At 61.5% G+C, this 13,659-nt stretch carries 28 protein-coding genes; 1 reads left to right on the top strand and 27 read right to left on the bottom strand.

What is annotated here, in order from left to right:
- Positions 1–10 precede the first annotated feature (10 nt).
- The 15 genes from rplO to QKW60_RS08005 form a co-directional block, all read right to left on the bottom strand.
- Positions 11–496 (bottom strand): 50S ribosomal protein L15, encoded by a 486-nt coding sequence (gene rplO, locus QKW60_RS08075; RefSeq protein ID WP_282367872.1) that lies wholly within the window; start codon positions 494–496, stop codon positions 11–13.
- Between the two features lie 214 nt (positions 497–710).
- Positions 711–1,151 carry a GFA family protein gene (locus QKW60_RS08070; protein WP_282367870.1) on the bottom strand — a complete coding sequence of 147 codons (441 nt, stop codon included), beginning with the start codon at positions 1,149–1,151 and terminating at the stop codon, positions 711–713.
- Positions 1,152–1,354: 203 nt separating this feature from the next.
- On the bottom strand, positions 1,355–1,498 hold the full coding sequence (locus QKW60_RS08065) for a hypothetical protein (protein ID WP_282367868.1): 144 nt from the start codon (positions 1,496–1,498) through the stop codon (positions 1,355–1,357).
- A gap of 213 nt (positions 1,499–1,711) precedes the next feature.
- Positions 1,712–1,903, bottom strand: coding sequence for a 50S ribosomal protein L30 (rpmD, locus tag QKW60_RS08060; RefSeq protein WP_282367866.1), 192 nt, complete (start codon positions 1,901–1,903; stop codon positions 1,712–1,714).
- A 5-nt stretch (positions 1,904–1,908) separates the two neighbouring features.
- Positions 1,909–2,466 carry a 30S ribosomal protein S5 gene (gene rpsE / locus QKW60_RS08055; RefSeq protein WP_282367863.1) on the bottom strand — a complete coding sequence of 186 codons (558 nt, stop codon included), beginning with the start codon at positions 2,464–2,466 and terminating at the stop codon, positions 1,909–1,911.
- A gap of 112 nt (positions 2,467–2,578) precedes the next feature.
- On the bottom strand, positions 2,579–2,938 hold the full coding sequence (gene rplR, locus QKW60_RS08050; RefSeq protein WP_282367861.1) for a 50S ribosomal protein L18: 360 nt from the start codon (positions 2,936–2,938) through the stop codon (positions 2,579–2,581).
- A gap of 11 nt (positions 2,939–2,949) precedes the next feature.
- Complete coding sequence (gene rplF, locus QKW60_RS08045) at positions 2,950–3,483, bottom strand: 50S ribosomal protein L6 (RefSeq protein ID WP_282367859.1); 534 nt, start codon at positions 3,481–3,483, stop codon at positions 2,950–2,952.
- A gap of 10 nt (positions 3,484–3,493) precedes the next feature.
- Positions 3,494–3,889, bottom strand: a complete 396-nt coding sequence (rpsH, locus tag QKW60_RS08040) for a 30S ribosomal protein S8 (RefSeq protein ID WP_282367857.1) — start codon at positions 3,887–3,889, stop codon at positions 3,494–3,496.
- Positions 3,890–3,901: 12 nt separating this feature from the next.
- Positions 3,902–4,207, bottom strand: coding sequence for a 30S ribosomal protein S14 (rpsN, locus tag QKW60_RS08035; RefSeq protein ID WP_282367854.1), 306 nt, complete (start codon positions 4,205–4,207; stop codon positions 3,902–3,904).
- A gap of 18 nt (positions 4,208–4,225) precedes the next feature.
- Positions 4,226–4,786: a 50S ribosomal protein L5 gene (rplE, locus tag QKW60_RS08030; RefSeq protein WP_282367852.1), complete on the bottom strand. Its 561-nt coding sequence runs from the start codon at positions 4,784–4,786 to the stop codon at positions 4,226–4,228.
- A complete protein-coding gene (gene rplX, locus QKW60_RS08025; protein WP_282367850.1) occupies positions 4,786–5,091 on the bottom strand; it encodes a 50S ribosomal protein L24 in 306 nt (101 codons plus the stop codon). Before rplX ends, rplE begins: the two co-directional genes overlap by 1 nt.
- Complete coding sequence (gene rplN / locus QKW60_RS08020) at positions 5,091–5,459, bottom strand: 50S ribosomal protein L14 (RefSeq protein ID WP_022705624.1); 369 nt, start codon at positions 5,457–5,459, stop codon at positions 5,091–5,093. Before rplN ends, rplX begins: the two co-directional genes overlap by 1 nt.
- 62 nt (positions 5,460–5,521) lie before the next feature.
- On the bottom strand, positions 5,522–5,761 hold the full coding sequence (gene rpsQ, locus QKW60_RS08015) for a 30S ribosomal protein S17 (protein ID WP_282367824.1): 240 nt from the start codon (positions 5,759–5,761) through the stop codon (positions 5,522–5,524).
- Positions 5,762–5,771: 10 nt separating this feature from the next.
- The gene (rpmC, locus tag QKW60_RS08010; protein WP_282367822.1) at positions 5,772–5,975 is read right to left on the bottom strand and encodes a 50S ribosomal protein L29; all 204 of its coding nucleotides are present in this window, start codon (positions 5,973–5,975) and stop codon (positions 5,772–5,774) included.
- Between the two features lie 227 nt (positions 5,976–6,202).
- Positions 6,203–6,622, bottom strand: coding sequence for an ester cyclase (locus QKW60_RS08005; protein WP_263739238.1), 420 nt, complete (start codon positions 6,620–6,622; stop codon positions 6,203–6,205).
- 117 nt (positions 6,623–6,739) lie between these two features.
- Between QKW60_RS08005 and QKW60_RS08000 the strand changes: the two genes are divergently transcribed.
- Complete coding sequence (locus QKW60_RS08000; protein WP_282367818.1) at positions 6,740–7,117, top strand: DUF1330 domain-containing protein; 378 nt, start codon at positions 6,740–6,742, stop codon at positions 7,115–7,117.
- A 45-nt stretch (positions 7,118–7,162) separates the two neighbouring features.
- Here the strand turns inward: QKW60_RS08000 and QKW60_RS07995 are convergent, their stop codons facing one another.
- From QKW60_RS07995 to QKW60_RS07940, 12 genes are all read right to left on the bottom strand, one after another.
- Positions 7,163–7,570, bottom strand: coding sequence for a nuclear transport factor 2 family protein (locus QKW60_RS07995; RefSeq protein WP_282367817.1), 408 nt, complete (start codon positions 7,568–7,570; stop codon positions 7,163–7,165).
- A 327-nt stretch (positions 7,571–7,897) separates the two neighbouring features.
- Positions 7,898–8,521: a TIGR02466 family protein gene (locus tag QKW60_RS07990; protein WP_282367816.1), complete on the bottom strand. Its 624-nt coding sequence runs from the start codon at positions 8,519–8,521 to the stop codon at positions 7,898–7,900.
- An 84-nt stretch (positions 8,522–8,605) separates the two neighbouring features.
- A complete protein-coding gene (gene rplP / locus QKW60_RS07985; RefSeq protein ID WP_282367815.1) occupies positions 8,606–9,019 on the bottom strand; it encodes a 50S ribosomal protein L16 in 414 nt (137 codons plus the stop codon).
- Positions 9,020–9,031: 12 nt separating this feature from the next.
- Complete coding sequence (rpsC, locus tag QKW60_RS07980) at positions 9,032–9,757, bottom strand: 30S ribosomal protein S3 (RefSeq protein WP_282367814.1); 726 nt, start codon at positions 9,755–9,757, stop codon at positions 9,032–9,034.
- Positions 9,757–10,137: a 50S ribosomal protein L22 gene (gene rplV, locus QKW60_RS07975; RefSeq protein ID WP_282367813.1), complete on the bottom strand. Its 381-nt coding sequence runs from the start codon at positions 10,135–10,137 to the stop codon at positions 9,757–9,759. Before rplV ends, rpsC begins: the two co-directional genes overlap by 1 nt.
- Positions 10,138–10,140: 3 nt before the next feature.
- Positions 10,141–10,419, bottom strand: a complete 279-nt coding sequence (rpsS, locus tag QKW60_RS07970; RefSeq protein WP_263739244.1) for a 30S ribosomal protein S19 — start codon at positions 10,417–10,419, stop codon at positions 10,141–10,143.
- Positions 10,420–10,422: 3 nt separating this feature from the next.
- Positions 10,423–11,259, bottom strand: coding sequence for a 50S ribosomal protein L2 (gene rplB, locus QKW60_RS07965; protein WP_282367812.1), 837 nt, complete (start codon positions 11,257–11,259; stop codon positions 10,423–10,425).
- Positions 11,260–11,376: 117 nt separating this feature from the next.
- The gene (locus QKW60_RS07960) at positions 11,377–11,673 is read right to left on the bottom strand and encodes a 50S ribosomal protein L23 (RefSeq protein ID WP_282367811.1); all 297 of its coding nucleotides are present in this window, start codon (positions 11,671–11,673) and stop codon (positions 11,377–11,379) included.
- Positions 11,670–12,290 (bottom strand): 50S ribosomal protein L4, encoded by a 621-nt coding sequence (gene rplD / locus QKW60_RS07955; protein ID WP_263739247.1) that lies wholly within the window; start codon positions 12,288–12,290, stop codon positions 11,670–11,672. The genes QKW60_RS07960 and rplD overlap by 4 nt, the downstream gene beginning before the upstream one ends.
- Complete coding sequence (gene rplC / locus QKW60_RS07950) at positions 12,287–13,162, bottom strand: 50S ribosomal protein L3 (protein ID WP_282367804.1); 876 nt, start codon at positions 13,160–13,162, stop codon at positions 12,287–12,289. The genes rplD and rplC overlap by 4 nt, the downstream gene beginning before the upstream one ends.
- A gap of 14 nt (positions 13,163–13,176) precedes the next feature.
- On the bottom strand, positions 13,177–13,488 hold the full coding sequence (rpsJ, locus tag QKW60_RS07945; RefSeq protein WP_104070856.1) for a 30S ribosomal protein S10: 312 nt from the start codon (positions 13,486–13,488) through the stop codon (positions 13,177–13,179).
- Positions 13,489–13,563: 75 nt separating this feature from the next.
- The coding region (locus tag QKW60_RS07940; RefSeq protein ID WP_146176322.1) for an EF-Tu C-terminal domain-related protein at positions 13,564–13,659 on the bottom strand (96 nt) is incomplete at its 5' end.

Genomic DNA, 13,659 nt, shown 5'->3' with positions numbered 1-13,659 from the left:
CCACAACACCTTATTCGGTGGCTTCCGCCGCCGGTGCCGCAGCCGTGACCGAAAGTGCGCCACCGGCCTTCTCGACGGCCTCGATGGCGGCTTTCGACGCGCCGGTGACGGCAAGCTTCAGCTTGGCCTTGACCTCGCCCTTGGCGAGAACGCGGACACCGTCAAGCTTGCGGCGGACAACGCCGGCTTCGACGAGGATGTCCTCGGTGATCTCTTTCTTGGCGTCGAGCTTGCCCGCGTCAACGAAGGCCTGAAGCTGGCCGAGGTTCACGACAGCGAATTTCTTGGCGTTCGGCTTGTTGAAGCCGCGCTTCGGCAGACGCCGGTAGAGCGGCATCTGGCCGCCTTCGTAACCGCCGATGGCCACGCCCGAACGGGATTTCTGACCCTTGATACCGCGGCCGGCAGTCTTGCCCTTGCCCGAACCCGGACCACGCGCAACGCGCTTGGATTTCTTGGCGGCGCCGGGATTGTCCCGGAGTTCATTCAGTTTCATGTCGCTTCTCCTTGGCCGGAAGACCCCCGCCAGCGACGGTTGGGGGCACACGGCATTTCTTGATTTGTGAGTCGGGCCCTGAAGGACCACCGGGGGCGTATAGACGCGCACTGACGCCAATGCAAGCTTTCAGAAAAAACGCTCGCCCCCGCCGCAGGGCGGGGGCTTCATATTACACGCCCCGGATCAGATCAGGGACGAAATTAGCGCCTCGTCATGCGCCTTTCGGCCAGACGAAACTCGGCTGCAGACCCTCATAGACCGGACGGCCGTCATTCGGTTTCGGGTAGCCTTTCGACTCATCCCAGAAAGCGTGATAGGTCGCCTTCGGGAATTTCGCGTCGTCGTATCCCATCACGTTCGGCACCGCGACACGGATGCGTTTCTGCTTGTCGTCCAGCATAAGAACCGCGTTGCACTTCTCGCAAAGGCAGATTTCAAGGGGGCCGTTCGGATTGTCGGCATTGAATGGCACGCGCTTCATCGCGGCTTCGTTGTCAGTCTTCAGTTCGCCGTGGTTGAAGAAGGCGACATGGGTCGTGTGCTGGCCCGTGACCTTCTTGCAGACATTGCAGTGGCATTCGTGATTGTCGATCGGTTCAGCAGAGGCGCGCACGGGATGATGCTCGCAGCCGCCAGCATAGTGTTGAGACATGGTTTCCCCCTGGATGGTCGCCTTCTGGCGACAAAGATTTTTCTGAGAAAGACCGGTAACGAAGCACCGCTTACGGGCGGTAGCTTAGCACAGGAAACCGTATTTGGGGAAATCAGGCATGGGTGGCCGTTTCAGCAATGTCGACCACAAACAAAAACGCCCCGGGGGTCGCCGGAGCGTTTTCGGGCACTCTATCGCCAGGATCAGTTCCGCGTGTCGCGGAGATAGTCGGTCCAGTAGGGCGCAGGCTCGCCGCGCGTGGCGACGGTGGTCAGGTGGCGGATCGTAGAGCGGATGATCCGCAGCATCTCCGCAAGGGGTTTGGCGGTGTGCGTAACAGCAACCATGGTCGTATTCCTGATATCCATTCTTCGGTCGCTGAAAGACATAGGACGCCCGCCTCGGGTCGGCTACCGACAATCGCGAAGAGCCGCCTTGCGTCCCGTGCAAGGCTAAACTGCCGGAACGAAACGAAAAGCGCCCCGGTTTCCCGGGGCGCTTTCAAAATTCTTTCGAAGAATTTTGGCAAATTCCTTTGGAAGGAATTTGCGCCTGCGACGTCAGCCGCGCTCTTCGACGATGGTCACAAGATGCGGGATCTTGTTGACCATGCCGCGCACGGCGGGCGTGTCTTCCAGCTCACGCGTGCGGTTGATCTTGCCGAGGCCGAGGCCCTTCAGCGTCGCAGCCTGAATGGCGGGGCGACGGGCGGCTGAGGCGATCTGCTTCACGACGATGGTTTTCTTGGCCATGGGTCTCAGGCCTCCGCCGCTTCAGCCGCTTCCGGCTTCTTCAGGATGTCAGCCACCTTCTTGCCGCGGCGCTGCGCGACCATGCGGGGGCTCGATTCCTGCTTCAGACCGTCGATCGTGGCCCGGATCATGTTGTAGGGGTTCTGCGAGCCCAGCGACTTGGACACAACATCCTTGACGCCCAGCATCTCGAACACGGCGCGCATCGGACCACCGGCGATGATCCCGGTACCTTCCGGGGCGGTGCGCATCACGACGCGGCCCGCACCATGGCGGCCTTCGATGTCGTGGTGCAGCGTGCGGCCATCGCGCAGCGGCACACGAACGAGTGAACGCTTCGCCTGTTCGGTTGCCTTGCGGATCGCTTCCGGCACTTCCTTGGCCTTGCCCTTGCCGAAGCCGACGCGGCCGCGCTGGTCACCGACCACCACGAGCGCGGCGAAACCGAAGCGCTTACCGCCCTTCACAGTCTTCGACACACGATTGATCGCAACGAGGCGATCAGCAAATTCCGGGGTTTCCTCGCGGTCGCGACGGTCCCGGCGGTTTTCACGTTCTGCCATCAGGCATTCCTTCACTGGTGGCGCGGCACAGCGCCGTTTGGGCCGATCCTGGTGTCCCGGATCAGGTCCGGGGCCCGGATCATCGGGGCGGCACGGGTGCCGCCCGCAGTCATCAGAACTTCAGGCCGCCTTCGCGGGCTGCGTCGGCGAGCGCTTTGATCTTGCCGTGGAAGAGAAAGCCGCCACGGTCGAAATAGCACTCTTCGACACCGGCTTTCTTTGCACGTTCGGCGATCGCCTTGCCGATCTTCGCCGCCGCCTCGACGTTGTTCTTGCCAACGACACCCAGATCCTTTTCGAGGCTGGAGGCCGAGGCGAGCGTCACGCCCTTGACGTCGTCGATCAGCTGAACGCTGATGTTCTTGGAGGAGCGATGAACCGAGAGACGCGCGCGTCCGTCGGCCATCTTGCGAAGCTTGTTCCGGACGCGCAGGCGGCGCTTGAGGAACAGTTCCCGTTTGCTGTTTGCCATCTGTCTGGTCCTTACTTCTTCTTGCCTTCCTTACGGAAGATGTACTCGTCCTTGTACTTGATGCCCTTGCCCTTGTAGGGCTCCGGCCGGCGCCATTCGCGGATATTGGCCGCGACCTGGCCGACGAGCTGCGGGTCAGTACCTTCGACGATGATCTCGGTCTGCTTCGGGGTCGTGACGGTCACGCCCTGCGGCACTTCGAAATTCACTTCGTGGCTGTAGCCGAGCGACAGTTTCAGGACATTGCCCTGCATCTGCGCGCGGTAGCCGACGCCGTTGATCTCAAGTTCCTTCTTGAAACCGGTCGTCACGCCCTGCACGAGGTTCGCCACCATGGAGCGCGACATGCCCCATTGCTGACGCGCCCGCTTGGAGGTGCCGCGCGGCTTCACCGAGATTTCATTGCCTTCCAGCGTGATCGTGACATCGTCGGTGGCGGTGAAGGAAAGGGTGCCTTTCGGCCCTTTCATCTCAACCTTCTGGCCCGAGATGGTCGCGGTTACGCCCGAGGGAACTTCGACGGGTTTCTTGCCGATACGAGACATGGAACCCTCCTTAGAATACGGTGCAGAGCACTTCGCCACCAACATTGGCAGAGCGTGCAGCTGCATCCGACATCACGCCTTTCGGCGTGGAGACGATGGAAACACCGAGGCCCTGACGGACCGACGGAAGCTCCTTGGAACCGGAATAGACCCGGCGGCCCGGCTTCGAGACGCGCTTGATCTCGCGGATCACAGGCGTGCCTTCGAAGTACTTGAGGCTGATTTCCAGTTCAGGATGGCCATTGGCCTCAACCTTTTCGTAGCCGCGGATATAGCCCTCGTCCTTGAGCACGTCGAGCACCCAGGCGCGAAGCTTGGAGGCCGGCGTGCGGACGGTGGACTTGCCGCGCATCTGCGCGTTGCGGATGCGGGTCAGCATATCGCCGAGAGGATCGTTCATCGACATTTCTCGACCTCCTTACCAGCTCGACTTTACCATGCCGGGGATCTGGCCCATGGAGGCGAGATCACGCAGCATGATGCGGCTGAGCTTGAGTTTGCGGTAATAGGCGTGCGGACGGCCCGTCAGCTGGCAGCGGTTGTGAATCCGCGTGGCCGAGGAGTTACGGGGCAGCTTCGCCAGTTTCATCGTCGCCTTGAAACGCTCTTCCATCGGCTTCGACTGGTCTTCGATGATTTCCTTCAGTGCGGCGCGCTTGGCAGCATATTGCTTGACCAGCTTGGCGCGCTTCACTTCACGGTTCACCATGGATTTCTTTGCCATATCGTCGTTCCTCCGCGATCAGCTGTTGAAGGGCATGTTGAATTGCTTCAACAGCGCCTTCGCTTCCGCGTCAGTCTTCGCGGTGGTGCAGATGATGATGTCCATGCCGAGAACTTCGTCGACCTTGTCAAAGTCGATCTCGGGGAACACGATGTGTTCCTTCAGGCCCATCGCGTAGTTGCCACGACCGTCAAAGGACGTGCCCTTCACGCCGCGGAAGTCGCGAACGCGCGGCAGCGCGATCGTGATCAGGCGGTCGAGGAATTCGTACATCCGGTTACCACGCAGCGTGACCTTGGTGCCGAGCGGCATCTCTTCACGAACGCGGAAGCCGGCGATCGACTTCTTGGCCTTGTTGATCACGGCCTTCTGACCGGCGATGAGCGTCAGCTCTTCGGCGGCCTGTTTGACCTTCTTGGTGTCCTTCACGGCCTCGCCGACGCCCATGTTCAGGACGATCTTGTCGAGACGCGGGATCTGCATGTCGTTCTTGTAAGAGAACTGCTCTTTCAGAGCGGCGCGGATCGACGCCTGATAGGCGGCCTTGAGGCGCGGGGTATAGGTTGCTGTGTCGAGCATCAGATCACGTCCCCCGTGGTCTTGGCGAAACGCACCTTCTTGTCACCTTCCATGCGGAAGCCGACGCGGGTCGCTTTGCCGTTCTTGTCCATCAGCGCGAGGTTCGACAGGTCAACCGGCATTGCCTTCGGCTGACGGCCGCCCTGGCTGTTCTGGGTCTGGCGGGTGTGGCGGATGGCGATGTTGATGCCCTCGACCACGGCCTTGCCCGCCTTCGGGTCAACGGACGCGATCTCGCCCTCTTTGCCCTTGTCCTTGCCGGCAAGGACGACGACCTTGTCGCCTTTTTTCAGTTTCGCAGCCATCAGAGCACCTCCGGAGCCAGCGAGATGATCTTCATGAAGTTCTTGGCGCGCAGTTCGCGCACGACCGGCCCGAAGATACGGGTGCCGACCGGCTCACCCTGGTTGTTCAGGATGACGGCGGCGTTGCGGTCGAAGCGGATTGCGGTGCCGTCTTCACGGCGGACTTCCTTGGCGGTGCGCACGACGACGGCCTTGCGGACGTCACCTTTCTTCACGCGGCCGCGCGGTATGGCTTCCTTGACCGACACCACGATGATGTCGCCGACGCTGGCGTAGCGGCGGTGGGAACCACCCAGGACCTTGATGCACTGAACCCGGCGCGCGCCGGAGTTGTCAGCAACATCCAGATTGGTCTGCATCTGGATCATTTGGTTTCTCCCGACCTTTGGGGCTTATTCCCCAGGGTTTCGATTGAGCTTTCAGGGGGTGCTTACGCCGAGGCGTCGCTTACCACCGTCCAGCGTTTCGTCTTCGAGATCGGCGCGCATTCCTCGATGCGGACAGTGTCGCCGACCTTGAATTTGTTATCCGCGTCATGGGCGCGGTATTTCTTCGACTTCCGCACGGTCTTGTGCAGCAGCGGATGCTTGAAGCGACGCTCGACGAGGACGGTGATCGTCTGCTCGTTCTTGTCCGAGGTCACGACGCCTTGCAGGATACGTTTGGGCATGGTGCGCTCCTCAGTTCGCCGCCGCTTCAGCGGCTTTCTGGTTCAGAACGGTATTGATACGGGCAACGTCGCGGCGGACCTTGCGCATACGGGCGGTGTTCTCCAGCTGGCCGGTGGCCTGCTGGAAGCGGAGGTTGAAGGCCTCCTTCTTCAGCGCGACAAGCTCATCGCGGAGCTGGTCGGGCGTCTTCGCTTTCAGTTCGCTGGCGTTCATGCGCCTCTTTCCTTTCAACATCACCGGAAGGCCCTTTGCGGGGTTGCCTTCAGCCCGGTGGAGTCAATGATGACCATGCGAATCCGGGAACCCGGAATCGCAGGATGCGTCCCTATAAGGGAGGGGGCGGCGGGGGGCAAGGGAAAGTTTTCTCTACACTTGGGCGAAGACGCGTCTTTCGTTCACAGCGTCATAGAGCCATTACCTTCCGATGCAAGCCGACAGCTCTAGTCCACCAGCCCCAACTGCCGCGCGATGCTGGCGCTGTCGTAATAATCACGGCCCTCCACGACTTTGCCGTCCCTGACCCGCATTACCGAGCAATAGCGCGACTCTTGCCGCCGACCGCTGGGCGGAAAGTCCCCGAGGGATGACTTGAGGGTGCCGGTATGCGTGCCCCGATTCACGAACTCCACCACAGCCCAGTCGCCGTCGACGATGACCCGCGTGACCTTGACCTCGCCATCGGGGAACGCATCGCGCCAGCGCTGGTAATCTGCGCGGTAGGCATCGGGGCCGACCTGCGCCTCACCCCGCGCGACATCCTCGAACTGGCAATCGGCGGCAATGACCGCGGCACCCCGGTCGGGGTCACGCATGTCCCAGCTTTCGTGGAACTGGCGGACAATCCTTTCGGTCTCACGCATTGACCCCTCCCCGCTATGGCGCTTTGGAGAGCGTAGGCTCGGCACATGCATCTGGCAAGGAGGCGACACGACACCCATGACGAAGCAGTCCTTGAGGCGGATTCAAGGATTGGCGGCATGTCCGAAATCGCAAATACTGGCCTTGCCGAATCCGGGCCGATGCACCGGATCGCGCAGAGAGGGAGTTGCGCCGTGCCTGCTTACCTGATCGCCGATGAAATCATCACCGACCAAGACACGTTCGACGAATACAAGCGGCAGGTTCTGCCGACCATCACTGCCCATGGCGGGCGCTTCCTGTCACGCGGCGGTGCGCTTGAGGTTCTCGAATCCGGCAAGGACTGGACGCCGGGGCGTATGGTGATCATCGAGTTTCCGAGTATGGAAGCACTGAAGCGCTGGTACCATTCCCCGGAATACGTAGCGATCATGGGCATACGACAAAGGTCCACGCAAAGCACCCTGGTCGCACTCGATTCCGGCGGCGTCGTTTGACCGCCCGCCCTGGTCGCGCCCCGGCAACGTTTCGTCGCCGTACGCCTATTTCGGGATGATCTTGCCCACGAAGCTGTGGCTGACGATCTTGCCGCCGTCGACGACAAAGGTATCGGCTGCATATTCGTAGACATTGTCGGGCGACTCGCCGTTCCATACCATCACGGCCGTATTGCCGGCGATGTTCATGCCGTCTGAATTCATGGAGATGTCCGGCTGGGAAAACTCGGCCACGAAGTCCTCGTAAAATCCTCGGATTTCGTCATGCCCGGAATAGACCTTGTCAGATGTCAGCAGCAAGGCGTCATCGGCATAGGTCGCGACGATCTGATCGACGTCGAGTGCCCCGACGCCACGAAGGTTCTCCATCACGACCTCTTCGGTGCTGTCCTGCGCGGAAACTGGCAACGCGAACGCAGTCGCCATGAAAAGTGCTGCAATGTATCTTGTCATGGAATGTCCCCCTCTGTTCCGGCGCGGTGCAGATACCGTCCACCGGAGTTCCCTGTGGCAAAGTTATCACAGTATCGCGGGTGCCCGCATCACGATTGCGAAACCGGATGTTTCATGGACCTGAAACAGAAAAGGGCAGAGAAAACTCCGCCCTTTTCAGCCATTCTGATCGGTCAGGCTTACCAGTCTTCGCGCACGACAACACGGGTCGTTACCGGGCGCTTCCACCCCTGCAACCTGCTTCCCGACAGCGGGTCAGCCAAAATCCTGGCGCACCACGGTACAATGGCAGGTCTGACGATCAACCACCGTTCGGCCGGGCCGATCTCACGCCCAACCGTAGTTGAAGCTGACGCTGATCCGGTCCTCTTCGGCCATGTTCATCGGCACTTCGTGACGCAGCCAGCTTTCCCACAGCAGAACATCCCCCGCCTCGGGCTTCACATAGACAAAGCTCTGCAGTTCCTGTGGGGCGGTCTTCTTACGCAGGGGGGCGTGCATCATCATCGGCAGGCGCGGGTCTTCCAGCTTCAGCGCCGAGGTGCCTGTCGGCATCGCGACATAGGTCGTCCCCGAAATCACCGAATGCGGGTGAATATGGCTGGCATGCATACCGCCTTCGGGCAGGATATTGATCCACAGACTGTCGCATTTCAGCTTCTTGCCCTGCAGATCAAAGCCCAATTCCTTGCAGAACGCCGCCACATGCTTGTCCAGCGCCTTTTCCAGATCGCCGAAGATCGGAAAACGCCAGGGCAGATCGTTGAGCGAGGAATAGGAGGTATAGCCCGGATAGCCATTCGCCTCGCACCAGTCCTGTCCGGCCTCGTCATCTTCGGCGATGGCTATGCACGAGGCATTCAGTTCGCTGTAGTCGATCTTGCTCTTCGCAAGCTCGTTCAGCGAGGCGCGGTAGAGGCGGGTCACGAAAAGCGGGGTTGTGGCGGCCATGGGGGCGATCCTTCGATGAAACGGCAAGGCCCCCGCCGCTTCCGGCAGGGGCCCTATTTCATAAGTCAGTCGATATGACTGCTCTTACCAGTCTTCGCGAACCACGACGCGGGTCTTGATCGGCAGCTTCATCGCACCGAGGCGCAGGGCCTCGCGGGCGATGGTTTCGTTCACGCCGTCGATCTCGAACATGACACGGCCCGGCTTGACCTTGGCAGCCCAGTAATCGACCGAACCCTTGCCCTTACCCATCCGGACTTCGGTCGGCTTCGACGAAACCGGCGTGTCCGGGAAGACGCGGATCCAGACCCGGCCCTGACGTTTCATGTGGCGGGTGATCGCGCGGCGGGCCGCTTCGATCTGCCGCGCGGTGATGCGCTCAGGCTCGGTCGCCTTCAGGCCGAAGCCGCCGAAGTTCAGTTCGAACCCGCCCTTGGCTTCGCCGCTGATCTTGCCCTTGAACTGTTTGCGGAACTTTGTCCGTTTCGGTTGCAGCATCTTCCTTACTCCTTACCGGGCGTCGCGGCGCGGGCCGCGCGGGTTCGGACCACGCGGAGACGGACCGTCCTGGGCCTCAGCCGCCTTGCGGTCGCGGGCCTGGGGGTCGTGCTCCATGATCTCACCTTTGAAGATCCAGACCTTGATCCCGATGATGCCATAGGGGGTCGTCGCTTCGGCGAGCGCATAGTCGATGTCGGCACGCAGGGTGTGCAGCGGCACGCGGCCTTCGCGGTACCATTCGGTCCGGGCGATCTCGGCACCGCCGAGGCGGCCCGCGACGTTGACCCGGATGCCGAGCGCACCCATCCGCATCGCGTTCTGCACGCCGCGCTTCATCGCACGGCGGAACGACACCCGGCGCTCAAGCTGCTGGGCGATCGACTCGGCCACCAGCTGGGCGTCAAGCTCGGGCTTGCGGACCTCGACGATGTTGAGGTGCAGTTCCGAGTCGGTGAAGTTCGCGAGCTTCTTGCGCAGCGTTTCGATATCCGCGCCCTTCTTGCCGATGATGACACCGGGGCGGGCGGTATGGATCGTCACGCGGCACTTCTTGTGCGGACGTTCGATGATGACCTTGGAGACGCCGGCCTGCTTAGCGTAGTCATGGATGAACTCACGCATCTTGAGGTCTTCAAGAAGCAGATTACCGTAGTCTTTGCTGTCGGCGTACCAGCGGCTGTCCCAGGTGCGGTTGACCTGGAGGCGCATCCCGATGGGGTTAACCTTCTGTCCCATTATGCGGACTCCTCAACTTGACGCACCTTGATGGTCAGTTCGCTGAACGGCTTCATGATCTTGCCGAACCGGCCACGGGCGCGCGGACGGCCGCGCTTCATCACCAGGTTCTTGCCGACCCAGGCTTCGGCGACGACCAGCGTGTCGACGTCAAGACCGTGGTTGTTCTCGGCATTGGCAATCGCCGATTGCAGGCATTTGCGCACATCCTCGGCGATCCGCTTTTTCGAGAAGGTCAGGTCGGCAAGCGCCTTTTCGACCTTCTTGCCACGGATCATCGCGGCGACGAGGTTCAGTTTCTGCGGCGAGGTGCGAAGCATCTTGGACTTTGCCATCGCTTCGTTATCGGCCACGCGGCGCGGATTCTTTTCCTTGCTCATGGCTTACTTCCTCTTGGCTTTTTTATCGGCGGCGTGACCGTAATAGGTCCGCGTCGGCGAGTATTCACCGAACTTCTGACCGATCATCTCTTCGGTCACGTTGACCGGGATATGCTTCTGGCCATTGTAGACGCCGAAGGTGAGGCCGACAAACTGCGGCAGGATGGTGGAGCGGCGCGACCAGATCTTGATCACTTCCGACTTGCCCGAGGCTTGCGCCTTTTCCGCCTTCTTCAGAAGGTAGGAATCGACGAACGGGCCTTTCCAAACAGAACGAGACATTGATTAACGCCCTTTCTTCGCGTGGCGCGAACGGACGATGTACTTGTCCGTCTTCTTGTTCGACCGGGTGCGGTTGCCCTTGGTGCCCTTGCCCCACGGGGTAACCGGGTGACGGCCGCCCGAGGTCCGGCCTTCACCACCGCCATGCGGGTGGTCGATCGGGTTCATCGCAACACCGCGAACGGTCGGGCGAACGCCCATATGCCGCTTGCGGCCGGCCTTGCCGAGGTTCTGGTTCGAATGATCGGCATTCGAAACAGCGCCAACGGTCGCCATGCATTCCTGACGGACCATGCGCAGTTCGCCCGAGGAGAGGCGGATCTGGGCGTAGCCGCCGTCACGGCCGACGAACTGGGCATAGGTGCCCGCGGCGCGTGCGATCTGGCCGCCCTTGCCGGGCTTCATCTCGACGTTGTGGACGATCGTGCCGATCGGCATGCCCGAGAACGGCATCGCATTGCCGGGCTTCACGTCGGTCTTCGCACCAGCGATGACCTGATCACCGACCGCGAGACGCTGCGGGGCCAGGATATACGCCTGCTCACCGTCCTGGTACTTCACCAGCGCGATAAAGGCGGTGCGGTTCGGGTCGTATTCGATCCGTTCCACGGTCGCCGGGACGTCGAACTTGCGACGCTTGAAATCTACGATGCGGTAAAGGCGCTTTGCCCCACCGCCCTTGTGCCAGGATGTAACTCGCCCGGTATTGTTCCGGCCGCCCGTCTTGGTCAGACCCTCAGTGAGGGCCTTGACCGGGCGACCTTTCCAAAGCTCCGAACGGTCGATCAGTACCAGCCCACGCTGGCCCGGCGTCGTCGGCTTATACGACTTGAGTGCCATGCTTCTGTCTTCCGTTGCTTTGAACCTGTCGGTCCGTTGGGTATAGGGCCCCGAAGGTCCCCGGTTAGAAAATCGAGCGGCCCCGGAACCCGGGGCCGCGAGATTCGGCGCCTTCTATCAGAGCCCCGAAGAGACGTCGATAGTGTTCCCCTCTTCGAGGGTCACATAGGCTTTCTTCACATCGCTCCGCTGGCCAAGCTGGCCGCGGAAGCGCTTCGTCTTGCCCTTGGTGATGGTGGTGTTCACCGCCTTCACCTTCACGCCGAACACCGCCTCGACCGCTTCCTTGATCTGCGGCTTGGTTGCGGATTTCGTCACCTGGAAGACAACCGCGCCGGCCTCGGAGGCCATTGTCGCCTTTTCGGTGATGATCGGCTTGACGATCACGTCGTAATGTTCCGGTTTCACGCTCATTTCAGACGAGCCTCCAGAGCTTCGACACCCGCCTTCGTGAGAACGAGCGTCTCACGCTTGAGGATGTCATAGACATTGGCGCCCATCGAGGGCAGCACATCGATGCCCTGGATGTTCGCTGCGGCACGGGCGAAGTTCTCGTTCACGTCGGCGCCGTCGATGATCAGGACCTTTTTCCAGCCGAGTTCCTTCGCCGTTTTGGCGAGGACCGCGGTCTTGGCGTCCTTCATGTCGAGACTGTCGACGATGATGAGCTGACCGGCACCGGCCTTGGCCGAGAGCGCATGCTTCAGACCGAGCGCCCGGAACTTCTTGGGCAGGTCATGGGCGTGGCTGCGCGGGGTCGGGCCCTTGTAGGTACCACCGTGACGGAAGATCGGCGCCTTGCGGGACCCGTGGCGTGCGCCACCGGTGCCCTTCTGGCGATAGATCTTCTTGGTCGAGTAGGACACGTCTGATTTACCCAGTACCGAATGCGTACCGGCCTGCGCCTTCGCGCGCTGCCAGCGCACGACGCGGTGCAGGATGTCGGCGCGCGGCTCCAGCCCGAAGATCTCGTCGGAGAGATCGATCGAGCCTGCCTTCTTGGCGTCGAGCTTGATCACATCGAGTTTCATTCTTTCTCTCCTTCGGGCGCGTCACCGGCATCACCGGCATCGGCTTCACCTTCAGCGGCAGCAGACGCTTCGGCAGCAGCCAGAGCGGCTTCCTGCGCGGCGGCTTCGGCTTCGGCCGCGGCCTTGCGGGCGGCTTCTTCCTCGGCAGCAGCGGCGGCGGCGGCTTCTTCAGCGGCCTTCTTGGCGGCTTCGCCAGCCGAGCGCAGCGCGGCAGGCAGGATCGCGTTTTCAGGGAACGGCTTCTTCACCGCATCCTTGATGGTGACCCAGCCACCTTTCGAACCCGGAACCGAACCCTTGACCATGATCAGGCCACGGTCGCTGTCGGTGCGGACGACCTGCAGGTTCTGCGTGGTCACGCGGACGGCGCCGAGATGACCGGCCATCTTCTTGCCTTTGAAGACCTTGCCGGGATCCTGACACTGACCGGTCGAACCGTGCGAACGGTGGCTGATCGACACGCCGTGCGAGGCGCGCAGACCGCCGAAGTTGTGACGCTTCATCGCACCGGCGAAACCCTTACCGATCGAGGTGCCCGCGATATCCACGAACTGACCTTCGAAGTAGTGGTCGGCGGTGATTTCCTCGCCAACTTCGATCAGGTTTTCCGGGGAAACCCGGAATTCCGCGATCTTGCGCTTCGGTGCCACGTTTGCCTTGGCAAAGTGGCCGCGCATAGCGGCGGTGGTCCGCTTGGCCTTGGCGGTGCCGGCACCGAGCTGAACGGCCGAATAGCCATCCTTCTCGGCCGTGCGCTGCGCCACGACCTGCAGGTTGTCCAGTTGCAGGACGGTCACCGGAACCTGCCGGCCGTCCTCGAGGAAGAGCCGGGTCATGCCCAGCTTCTTCGCGATCACTCCAGAGCGCAACATGTCTGATGCCCTCCTCAGTTCAGCTTGATTTCGACGTCGACGCCGGCGGCGAGGTCGAGCTTCATCAGCGCGTCCACGGTCTGCGGGGTCGGGTCGACGATGTCGAGAAGGCGCTTGTGGGTACGGATTTCCCACTGGTCGCGCGACTTCTTGTCGATGTGCGGACCACGGAGAACCGTGAACTTCTCGATTTTGTTCGGCAGCGGGATCGGGCCGCGGACCTGGGCACCGGTGCGCTTGGCCGTGTTCACGATCTCCTGCGTGCTGGCGTCCAGCACGCGGTAATCGAAGGCCTTGAGCCTGATGCGGATATTTTGACCAGTCATTTCATTGCCTCTTGCGGGGCTTCAAAGTTGAGAGGCAGACCGGGCCTCGTGCCCGGCCTGCATCGAACCGTAGTCTTACTTGATGATTTTCGACACGACGCCAGCGCCGACGGTGCGGCCGCCTTCGCGGATGGCGAAGCGGAGCTTCTCTTCCATCGCGATCGGGGCGAT

This window comes from Albidovulum aestuarii (genome assembly GCF_029961185.1).
Lineage (GTDB): Bacteria > Pseudomonadota > Alphaproteobacteria > Rhodobacterales > Rhodobacteraceae > Albidovulum > Albidovulum aestuarii.
This window is presented reverse-complemented; position numbering and strand designations above follow the sequence as displayed.

Bases quoted from the DNA above. Each gene is read 5' to 3' on its own strand.
- rplN (WP_022705624.1), bottom strand. From the start codon at position 5,459: ATGATCCAGATGCAGACCAATCTGGATGTTGCTGACAACTCCGGCGCG.
- QKW60_RS08065 (WP_282367868.1), bottom strand. From the start codon at position 1,498: ATGGTTGCTGTTACGCACACCGCCAAACCCCTTGCGGAGATGCTGCGG.
- rplE (WP_282367852.1), bottom strand. From the start codon at position 4,786: ATGCTCGACACAGCAACCTATACCCCGCGCCTCAAGGCCGCCTATCAG.
- rplX (WP_282367850.1), bottom strand. From the start codon at position 5,091: ATGGCTGCGAAACTGAAAAAAGGCGACAAGGTCGTCGTCCTTGCCGGC.
- rpsQ (WP_282367824.1), bottom strand. From the start codon at position 5,761: ATGCCCAAACGTATCCTGCAAGGCGTCGTGACCTCGGACAAGAACGAG.
- QKW60_RS07995 (WP_282367817.1), bottom strand. From the start codon at position 7,570: ATGACAAGATACATTGCAGCACTTTTCATGGCGACTGCGTTCGCGTTG.
- rpsN (WP_282367854.1), bottom strand. From the start codon at position 4,207: ATGGCAAAGAAATCCATGGTGAACCGTGAAGTGAAGCGCGCCAAGCTG.
- rplO (WP_282367872.1), bottom strand. From the start codon at position 496: ATGAAACTGAATGAACTCCGGGACAATCCCGGCGCCGCCAAGAAATCC.
- rpsJ (WP_104070856.1), bottom strand. From the start codon at position 13,488: ATGACTGGTCAAAATATCCGCATCAGGCTCAAGGCCTTCGATTACCGC.
- QKW60_RS07990 (WP_282367816.1), bottom strand. From the start codon at position 8,521: ATGGCCGCCACAACCCCGCTTTTCGTGACCCGCCTCTACCGCGCCTCG.
- QKW60_RS08070 (WP_282367870.1), bottom strand. From the start codon at position 1,151: ATGTCTCAACACTATGCTGGCGGCTGCGAGCATCATCCCGTGCGCGCC.
- rplB (WP_282367812.1), bottom strand. From the start codon at position 11,259: ATGGCACTCAAGTCGTATAAGCCGACGACGCCGGGCCAGCGTGGGCTG.
- rpsS (WP_263739244.1), bottom strand. From the start codon at position 10,419: ATGTCTCGTTCTGTTTGGAAAGGCCCGTTCGTCGATTCCTACCTTCTG.
- QKW60_RS08000 (WP_282367818.1), top strand. From the start codon at position 6,740: ATGTCCGAAATCGCAAATACTGGCCTTGCCGAATCCGGGCCGATGCAC.
- rpmC (WP_282367822.1), bottom strand. From the start codon at position 5,975: ATGAACGCCAGCGAACTGAAAGCGAAGACGCCCGACCAGCTCCGCGAT.
- rplC (WP_282367804.1), bottom strand. From the start codon at position 13,162: ATGTTGCGCTCTGGAGTGATCGCGAAGAAGCTGGGCATGACCCGGCTC.
- rplP (WP_282367815.1), bottom strand. From the start codon at position 9,019: ATGCTGCAACCGAAACGGACAAAGTTCCGCAAACAGTTCAAGGGCAAG.
- rpsH (WP_282367857.1), bottom strand. From the start codon at position 3,889: ATGTCGATGAACGATCCTCTCGGCGATATGCTGACCCGCATCCGCAAC.
- rpmD (WP_282367866.1), bottom strand. From the start codon at position 1,903: ATGGCCAAGAAAACCATCGTCGTGAAGCAGATCGCCTCAGCCGCCCGT.
- rplD (WP_263739247.1), bottom strand. From the start codon at position 12,290: ATGAAACTCGATGTGATCAAGCTCGACGCCAAGAAGGCAGGCTCGATC.
- QKW60_RS07960 (WP_282367811.1), bottom strand. From the start codon at position 11,673: ATGAGCGTGAAACCGGAACATTACGACGTGATCGTCAAGCCGATCATC.
- rpsE (WP_282367863.1), bottom strand. From the start codon at position 2,466: ATGGCAGAACGTGAAAACCGCCGGGACCGTCGCGACCGCGAGGAAACC.
- rplF (WP_282367859.1), bottom strand. From the start codon at position 3,483: ATGTCTCGTATCGGCAAGAAACCCGTCGAAGTTCCCTCGGGCGTAACC.
- rplR (WP_282367861.1), bottom strand. From the start codon at position 2,938: ATGGCAAACAGCAAACGGGAACTGTTCCTCAAGCGCCGCCTGCGCGTC.
- rplV (WP_282367813.1), bottom strand. From the start codon at position 10,137: ATGAGCAAGGAAAAGAATCCGCGCCGCGTGGCCGATAACGAAGCGATG.
- QKW60_RS08005 (WP_263739238.1), bottom strand. From the start codon at position 6,622: ATGCGTGAGACCGAAAGGATTGTCCGCCAGTTCCACGAAAGCTGGGAC.
- rpsC (WP_282367814.1), bottom strand. From the start codon at position 9,757: ATGGGACAGAAGGTTAACCCCATCGGGATGCGCCTCCAGGTCAACCGC.